The organism is Streptomyces sp. NPDC056503, from assembly GCF_042794995.1.
Taxonomy (GTDB): domain Bacteria; phylum Actinomycetota; class Actinomycetes; order Streptomycetales; family Streptomycetaceae; genus Streptomyces.
This window is the reverse complement of record NZ_JBHTST010000045.1, coordinates 45,505-53,563: the sequence shown is the minus strand read 5'-3', so window position 1 is coordinate 53,563 and position 8,059 is coordinate 45,505. Positions and strand designations below refer to the sequence as shown.

The following is an 8,059-nucleotide window of genomic DNA, read 5'->3' as shown; positions in this document are numbered from 1 at the left end:
AGAGCACTTCGTTCACACCGAAGGGGTCACTGGTTCGATCCCAGTATCGCCCACCACCCGGTCCGAGGGCCCGGAGACGACACCGTCTCCGGGCCCTCGGCGCGTCCCGGCCGGGATCACCGCATCCGCGCCAGCCGCTCGCGCAGGATCCGGGCCTCCCGCAGCCGCCGCTCGTACGTGGCCCCCACCGCGAGCAGCAGGAGCCCCGCCGCCGCCGGCGGCAGCCAGCGCGGCAGCGCGCCGACCAGCTGCACCACGTACGGCGCCAGCTCGTGCAGCGCCACCAGGGCGAGCGCCGTGCCGCCCAGCACCAGCGGCGCCTGGAGCCGGAACCGCGCCCCGAGCAGCGTCACCGCCAGCGCCCCCGTCCCCAGGAGCAGCGGGCGCGTCCCGTACGGGTCCGACCAGACCGCCACCAGGCTCGGCACCAGCGTCGCCGCGAGCCCCGGGCCGTACGCGACCCACGACGAGGCCGCCGGGTCCCGGCGCCGCCGAAGGAAGCCCACCACCAGCGCGGGCACCGTCACCGGCAGCGTGTACGCCTCCGGCACCGTCACGCCCCACACCGCGAGCCGCAGCCAGGCCGAGGCGAGGAACAGCGCTCCCGCCGTCCACGAGGCCGCCCGCCGCCGCTCCGCCCGCAGCGCCGTCGCCGCCGCGATCACCCCGCCCAGCGCCAGCGCCAGGGCGAGCAGCGCCGGACGCGGCGCCGTGAGCGCCACCGCCAGGGCGCCCACCGCCACCCCCGTCAGCTCCGCCGTGACCGACCGGACCCGGGCCGCCAGGGCCGCCGTGCCCGCCGGGACGACCAGCAGCAGGAGCCCCGTCGTGGCCGCGGCGCACCCCGCCGCCGCGGCTCCGGCACCCACCAGACCCGCCGCCGCGAGCACCGCTCCGCCGGCCGCCGCCCCGCGGACCGCCCCGGCGCCGGACAGGGCCGCCGCCACGAACAGGCCCAGCAGCACGCCCAGCACCACGAAGGTCGCCGCCCGCACGTCCAGCGCGAGGAGCAGCGCCGAACCCGCCGAGGCGAGCCCGGCCACCAGCCCGGTCCGGGAGAGCAGCACGTCCGCCGCCACCGGGACGGCGGGCGCCCCGGCCGTCCAGGACGCGCCCCGGCCGCCCTCCGGCCGCTCCGGCGCGGGACCAGGCTCCGGCAGCCCGCGCGCGAGCACCCCCGGCCGCACCGCCAGACCCAGCGCCGCGCCCGTCACCATCAGCCGGACGGCGAGGCCCGCCGCGTACGACAGCTCCAGGGCGACCGGCAGCGCCGTCAGCACCGCCCACCCCAGCACCACCGCGCCCCACCGGCCCCACGGCCCCCGGAGCGCCGCGGCCGCCCCCGCGCCGAGCAGCAGCACCAGGAGGGCCGTCGCCGGATAGTCCGCGAGCACCAGCTCCGCGTGCGCCCCGGACCAGACGCCCGCGCTCCGGTCCGCGGGGCCGAGCAGGCCCGCCGGCACCGGCGGGAGCGCCCACACCACGCCGAGCGCCGCGACCCCGCCCCCGGCGAGCCCGAACCCGACGCGTACCTCCGCCGGGATCCGTGCCGCCCGCACCGGGCGCCACAGCGAGGCCAGGGCCAGACCGCAGACCACGTACGCCGGCACCGCCCACTCCGCCGGCAGCGCGGCCCGCACCGGGCCCGCCGCGGCCGCCACCACCGCCAGCCCGGCCGCCACCGCGAGCACCCGGGCGGCGGGACGGACCGCCCGGGCCGCGTACAGGCACACCGCGGCCCAGCCGAGCAGCAGCGGGCCGCCGGTCCACGGGCTCGTCAGCGAGAGCCAGCCGCCGGCCGGCAGTGCCCAGACCGCCAGGACGCCCGCCGCCACCCCGGCCGTCATCCGTACCGCCGCCCCCACCGGACGGGCGAGCAGCGCCACGTCCGCCGCCGCCGTCAGCGCCATCGCCCAGGCCACGGCCGCCGGACCCCCGCCGGCCGCCAGCACCCCCAGCGGCAGCGGCAGCTGCGCCGCGGCCACCGCCGCGGGGAGCGGCAGCCGCAGCCCCCGCAGCAGCCCGCCGTACCCGGCCCACAGGCCCGCGAGGACCGCGGCGGCGCCCGCCGCGTACCCGAGCCCGTCCGCCTCCGGCAGCGCCACCCGGTGCAGGGCGTACGCGTCCAGGACCGTCAGCGCCAGACCCAGCGCGCCCACCGCCTCCGCCGTCGACGCCAGCCCCCGGCGCAGCAGCACCGCGGGCGCCGCCAACGCCGCCGAGGTCACCGCCAGCAGCACCGCCGAACGCCCCGCGATGCCCATCGAGCCCCAGCTCACCAGCGTGAAGGCGAGCGCGGCGACCGCCAGCAGCGTCCCGCCCAGCGTCAGCAGCACGTTCTGCGCGCCGCGCGGCGAGGTCTCCGCCACCCCGGGCGCGCCCGGGAACGGCGGGGCCGCCGGCCGGCCGACGGGGGAGTACAGCACGCCGAGCAGCCACGCCCGCCGGGCCAGCAACTCGGCACGGCGGGCGTCGAGCCGGGTCAGCTCGGCGTCGACGCGCCGCAGCTCCTCGACCGGGGGCAGGTTCATGTCCATGTCCGGAGTGTCGTGCCGCGCCGCCGCACGGGGAATGCGCGCTGCTACTCAGATGCGGCCCGAGTACCCACACTGGACCCATGGACTGGTGCCGGTACCGCTTCCGCAGCGTCTGGCGGCTCGCCGCCCCGCCCGACCGGGTCTACACCGCCCTCGCTCGCGCCGAGGACTACCCCCTCTGGTGGCCCCAGGTCCGCGCCGTCGTCCCCCGCGACGACACCAGCGGCACCGCCCGCTTCCGCTCCCTGCTCCCGTACGACATCGAGGTCACCGCCCGCACCCTCCGCCACGACCCGGACGGCCGCGTCCTGGAGGTCCGGCTCGACGGCGACCTGGAGGGCTGGGCCCGCTGGACCGTCACCGCCGACGGCGCCGGCACCCGCGCCCTGTACGAGCAGGAGGTCGAGGTCCGCGCCCGGCTGCTGCGCCTCCTCGCCGTCCCCGGCCGCCCGTTCTTCCGCGCCAACCACGCCCTGATGATGCGCGGCGGACGCCGTGGTCTGGCCGCGCGCCTGCGCGCCGAATGAATTTGGAGCCCGGCCCGGAAGCCCTGTATGGTTCAACCCGTTCCCGGGCGATTAGCTCAGCGGGAGAGCACTTCGTTCACACCGAAGGGGTCACTGGTTCGATCCCAGTATCGCCCACCGGGAGAGGCCGGTCCGTCATCACGACGGACCGGCCTCAGCCGTTTCCGGCGGCGTTCACGCGGCCTTCCGCAGCTCCGGACGGAGCGGCCACGAGGGATCCACCAGCTCGGGCGTCCCCTGCCGGGTGAACCAGGCCTGGAGCCCCCGCGCCTGCGCCGCGTGCCACACCGCCTGCAGGGTGTGCAGCTCCGCCGGCGACAGCCGCTCCAGACGGGAGGCGAAGCGCCGCCCCACCGCCCGCACCACCTGGAGCGCGGCCGTGGCGTCCGCCGCCGCGTCGTGCGCCCCCTCCAGCTCCACCTCGTAGTGCGCGCACAGGTCCGTCAGCGTCCGGCGGCCCTTGCGGTACCGGTCCAGGTGCTTGTCCATGACCCGCGGATCCAGCACGCACAGCGCGGTGTGCTCCAGGTACCGGCCCAGTGTCGAGGCCCGATGGCGCCTCAACTCCCGGTCCAGGATGGTGAGGTCGAACGGCGCGTTCATCACCACCAGCGGCCGGCCGGCCGCGTTCTGCTCCGCCAGGGCGCGCCCCAGCTCCTCCATCACGGGCGACGGCCACCGCCCGTTGCGCTGGAGGTGATCGTCGGTCAGTCCGTGTACCGCCGTGGCCCCTTCCGGCACCGGGATCCCGGGGTTGACCAGCCAGCGGGTGACCCGGGGCCGTGCCCCGGCCGCGTCCTGGACGACGAGCGCGGCGGACACGATCCGGTCCTGCTCGACGTCCACTCCGGTGGTCTCCGTGTCGAAAGCGGCCAGGGGCCCTTCGTACCAGTTCGTCGTCATACCCGAACTCCTCGCAGCCGCGCGGCAGATGGCCAACCCCCTGCCCCGATCCGGTGATACCCGTCCTGTTTGCGCCGTACGCGGACCGGTGACAACAGTGATGACGGGGAAGGACGTTCACATGGCGCTCGCCCAGCCGGAGTCGGGAGGGCTGCCGCCCCAGCGGGCGGCCCCGGCACGCGGCTCACTCGCCACCACCGCCTGCATGGAGACCCTCCAGGTGGGATACCTGCACGCCGTCGCCGCCGCGGCGGGCTGCTCGCTCGGGCAGCCCTTCCCGGACAACGGCGTCGACTGGCACGTCAGCCACGGCTCGCCCGGACACACCGTCGACGACGAGGTCACCATCAAGGTGCAGCTGAAGTGCACCTACCAACTGCCACCGCACCCGCCGGGGGACACCTTCCCCTTCACCCTCGACAACGACCACCTGGTGAAGCTCGCCCGGACCCCCGTGGCCGTGCACAAGATCCTGGTCGTGATGATCGTCCCGCGAGACCCGGAGGACTGGCTGAGAGCGAGCCACGACCGGCTCGACCTGCGGCACTGCTGCTACTGGACGAACCTGGCCGGTCACCCGGTCACCGGACGCCGCCGGACCACCGTGCGCGTTCCCACGGCGCGGATCTTCGACGACCGGGCGCTCTGCGAGATCATGACGCGGGTCGGCCGGGGAGGGAGACCTTGATGCACCGACCGATCGACGACTCCGGGCACGGGACGGGGGACGGGGGCGCGCCCGGACCCGTCCCGCCGCCGTACCGGCCCCACCCCGTCCCCCCCGCCGACACCACCGGCCCCTGGACCGCCTCCGGGGACGGCGTGCCCGACCCCGGCCGGGTCGACCCGCGCGTCCTCGGCGCCCTCCTCGCCCGCCACGGCTGGCGCCGCCGCGGCGGGGCCGCCGGCCGCTACGGCCGCTGGACCCCGCCCGGCGCGGGCCAGGGGAGCGGCGGCACCAGCCTCCTCGTCCCCGACAGCCTCGCCTTCCCCGACTGCGAGGACCTGATCGGCGAGGCCCTCACCGCCCTCGCCCGCAGCGGCGCGCCCTCCGCCCGCGAGGTCCTCACCGGCCTCGCCGTCCCCAGCGACGAGATCCGCTGGTGGCGCGAGGTGCCCACGGGTCCGGCCGGCACCGTGCCCTGGCCCGTGCAGGAGCGCTTCCGCTCCGCCGCCCGGGGGATCCTCCTCGCCGGCGCCCTCGCTGTGCGCGGCCGCGCCGGGTACCACGGCTCCCGGCGCCGCGCCGCCGCCCGGGCCGCCCTCGAACCCGTCGTCGTCGGCACCGACCCGGGCGGCCGGGTCCTCACCGCCTTCCTGCCCGTCCCGCCCGGCCGCCCCGTCGCCGTCCGGCTCTACCACGCCCTGCACGCCGCCCGCGAGGCCGTCGACTACCGGCGTGCCACCGGCGGCATGGAGGCCTTCGACTCCGCCGTCGGGGCCGGCGTCAGCCGCGAGCTCACCGAGGCGCTCGTCGCCCTCGTCCGGGGTACGGAAGGCGCCCGCATCGCCCTCGAATGGGCCCCGGCCGCCGGTGTCCCCGAGGGCTGCGCAGCCCGCCCCGAGCCCGTCGAGTTCTCGCCCGGCGACCTGCCCGCGCTGCGCGAGGCGAGCGCCCGCTACCTCACCGACGAGCCCTCCGTCCCGGTGCGGATCACCGGCGCCGTCGTCCGGCTGCGCCGCTCCGGGCCGCGCGGCGGGGGCACGGTCAGACTCCGGGTGCTCGCCGGCGCGGAGGTCGGGCACGTCCGGGTCGCCCTCGACGAGGAGGCGTACCGCACGGCCGGCCACGCCCACCTCGTCGGCCTCCCGATCCGGGTGGTCGGCCGGCTGGAGAGCCGCGGCGGCTTCCGCCGCCTCACCGGCCCCTCGGGCGTGGTCCCGGTGCAGGTGGACGAGGCGGAGCGGGACCGGCTGATGAAGTCGCTCCAGGGGACCGCCGAGGACGCGGCCTTCCTCGACGAGGAGTGCGGCCCGGAGGAGCGGCGGTGAGCGGGCCGCGGCGGGGCCCGTAAGATCGAGGGGACGTGGCACCTCGTCTCTGCCGCGCGCCGCCGGCGCCGGCACCTCGTGTCTGCCTGCGCCCCGATGCATGGAGTACCCGTGTCCGAAGTCCGTGTGACCGTCCCGACCGCCTCAGGATCAGAGGAGAGGACGGTGAGCGCGGGCACCACGGCCGGCGCCCTGTTCGCCGACGACCGCACCGTCATCGCCGCCCGTGTCGCGGGCGAGCTGAAGGACCTCTCGTACGAGCTCGCCGACGGCGACGTCGTCGAGGGTGTCGAGATCTCCTCCGAGGACGGCCTGAACATCCTGCGCCACTCGACCGCGCACGTCATGGCGCAGGCCGTGCAGGAGCTCTTCCCCGAGGCCAAGCTGGGCATCGGCCCGCCGGTCCGTGACGGCTTCTACTACGACTTCGACGTCGAGAAGCCGTTCACGCCCGAGGACCTCAAGGCCGTCGAGAAGAAGATGCAGGAGATCCAGAAGCGGGGGCAGAGGTTCGCCCGCCGCGTGGTGACCGACGAGGCCGCCCGCGAGGAGCTCGCCGACGAGCCGTACAAGCTGGAGCTCATCGGCATCAAGGGCTCCGCGTCCACCGACGACGGGGCGAACGTCGAGGTGGGCGGCGGCGAGCTGACCATCTACGACAACCTGGACGCCAAGACCGGCGAGCTGTGCTGGAAGGACCTCTGCCGCGGTCCCCACCTGCCGACGACCCGGAACATCCCGGCGTTCAAGCTGATGCGCAACGCGGCCGCCTACTGGCGCGGCAGCGAGAAGAACCCGATGCTCCAGCGCATCTACGGCACCGCCTGGCCGTCGAAGGACGAGCTGAAGGCCCACCTCGACTTCCTCGCCGAGGCCGAGAAGCGCGACCACCGCAAGCTGGGCAACGAGCTCGACCTCTTCTCCATCCCGGACGAGATCGGCTCCGGCCTCGCCGTCTTCCACCCCAAGGGCGGCATCATCCGCCGGGTCATGGAGGACTACTCGCGCAAGCGGCACGAGGAGGAGGGCTACGAGTTCGTCTACTCGCCGCACGCCACCAAGGGCAAGCTCTTCGAGAAGTCCGGTCACCTCGACTGGTACGCCGAGGGCATGTACCCGCCCATGCAGCTCGACGAGGGCGTGGACTACTACCTCAAGCCCATGAACTGCCCGATGCACAACCTGATCTTCGACGCGCGCGGGCGCTCCTACCGTGAGCTGCCGCTGCGCCTGTTCGAGTTCGGCACCGTGTACCGGTACGAGAAGTCGGGCGTGGTGCACGGCCTGACCCGGGCCCGGGGCTTCACCCAGGACGACGCGCACATCTACTGCACCCGCGAGCAGATGGCGGAGGAGCTGGACAAGACCCTCACCTTCGTCCTCAACCTGCTCCGCGACTACGGTCTGACCGACTTCTACCTGGAGCTGTCGACCAAGGACCCGGAGAAGTTCGTCGGCTCCGACGAGGTGTGGGAGGAGGCCACCGCCGTCCTCCAGCAGGTCGCCGAGAAGCAGGGCCTGCCGCTCACCCCCGACCCGGGCGGCGCCGCCTTCTACGGCCCGAAGATCTCGGTGCAGGCGCGGGACGCCATCGGCCGCACCTGGCAGATGTCGACCGTCCAGCTCGACTTCAACCTCCCGGAGCGCTTCGACCTGGAGTACACCGCCCCGGACGGCACCAAGCAGCGCCCGGTCATGATCCACCGTGCGCTCTTCGGCTCGATCGAGCGCTTCTTCGCGGTGCTCCTGGAGCACTACGCGGGCGCCATGCCGCCGTGGCTGGCCCCGGTCCAGGCGACCGGCATCCCGATCGGCGACGCGCACGTCGACTACCTCCAGGAGTTCGCCGCCAAGGCGAAGAAGCAGGGCCTGCGCGTGGAGGTCGACTCCTCCTCGGACCGGATGCAGAAGAAGATCCGCAACGCGCAGAAGCAGAAGGTTCCGTTCATGATCATCGCGGGTGACGAGGACATGGCCGCCGGCGCCGTCTCCTTCCGCTACCGCGACGGTTCGCAGGAGAACGGCATCCCCGCCGACGAGGCGATCGCCAAGATCGCCAAGATCGTCGCGGAGCGCGTCCAGGTCTGACGGCCGGCCCGC

The 8,059-nt window shown here is 75.3% G+C and carries 6 protein-coding genes and 1 tRNA gene; 5 read left to right on the top strand and 2 right to left on the bottom strand.

Translation table 11 applies throughout. From position 1 onward, the window contains the following. Positions 1-116: 116 nt before the first annotated feature. Positions 117-2,537: an SCO7613 C-terminal domain-containing membrane protein gene (locus tag ACFQ8C_RS16335; RefSeq protein ID WP_383457345.1), complete on the bottom strand. Its 2,421-nt coding sequence runs from the start codon at positions 2,535-2,537 to the stop codon at positions 117-119. A gap of 80 nt (positions 2,538-2,617) precedes the next feature. Between ACFQ8C_RS16335 and ACFQ8C_RS16330 the strand changes: the two genes are divergently transcribed. Beyond that, a complete protein-coding gene (locus tag ACFQ8C_RS16330; protein ID WP_383457343.1) occupies positions 2,618-3,064 on the top strand; it encodes an SRPBCC family protein in 447 nt (148 codons plus the stop codon). A gap of 45 nt (positions 3,065-3,109) precedes the next feature. After that, positions 3,110-3,181: transfer RNA gene (locus ACFQ8C_RS16325), tRNA-Val, on the top strand. Between the two features lie 57 nt (positions 3,182-3,238). Here the strand turns inward: ACFQ8C_RS16325 and ACFQ8C_RS16320 are convergent. After that, positions 3,239-3,967, bottom strand: coding sequence for a 3'-5' exonuclease (locus ACFQ8C_RS16320; RefSeq protein ID WP_383457341.1), 729 nt, complete (start codon positions 3,965-3,967; stop codon positions 3,239-3,241). 121 nt (positions 3,968-4,088) lie between these two features. Here ACFQ8C_RS16320 and ACFQ8C_RS16315 point away from each other — a divergent pair, with 121 nt between their 5' ends. The 3 genes from ACFQ8C_RS16315 to thrS all read left to right on the top strand — a co-directional run bounded on the left by ACFQ8C_RS16315 (position 4,089) and on the right by thrS (position 8,047). Then, complete coding sequence (locus tag ACFQ8C_RS16315) at positions 4,089-4,655, top strand: DUF4365 domain-containing protein (protein WP_383457338.1); 567 nt, start codon at positions 4,089-4,091, stop codon at positions 4,653-4,655. After that, positions 4,655-5,959, top strand: coding sequence for a hypothetical protein (locus ACFQ8C_RS16310; RefSeq protein WP_383457335.1), 1,305 nt, complete (start codon positions 4,655-4,657; stop codon positions 5,957-5,959). Before ACFQ8C_RS16315 ends, ACFQ8C_RS16310 begins: the two co-directional genes overlap by 1 nt. A gap of 111 nt (positions 5,960-6,070) precedes the next feature. Further along, positions 6,071-8,047: a threonine--tRNA ligase gene (gene thrS, locus ACFQ8C_RS16305; RefSeq protein WP_383457332.1), complete on the top strand. Its 1,977-nt coding sequence runs from the start codon at positions 6,071-6,073 to the stop codon at positions 8,045-8,047. Positions 8,048-8,059 lie beyond the last annotated feature (12 nt).

What these genes read in the sequence shown, in the direction of transcription:
- ACFQ8C_RS16310 (WP_383457335.1), top strand. Translation starts at nt 4,655, where the DNA reads ATGCACCGACCGATCGACGACTCCGGGCACGGGACGGGGGACGGGGGC.
- ACFQ8C_RS16330 (WP_383457343.1), top strand. Translation starts at nt 2,618, where the DNA reads ATGGACTGGTGCCGGTACCGCTTCCGCAGCGTCTGGCGGCTCGCCGCC.
- ACFQ8C_RS16335 (WP_383457345.1), bottom strand. Translation starts at nt 2,537, where the DNA reads ATGGACATGAACCTGCCCCCGGTCGAGGAGCTGCGGCGCGTCGACGCC.
- ACFQ8C_RS16320 (WP_383457341.1), bottom strand. Translation starts at nt 3,967, where the DNA reads ATGACGACGAACTGGTACGAAGGGCCCCTGGCCGCTTTCGACACGGAG.
- ACFQ8C_RS16315 (WP_383457338.1), top strand. Translation starts at nt 4,089, where the DNA reads ATGGCGCTCGCCCAGCCGGAGTCGGGAGGGCTGCCGCCCCAGCGGGCG.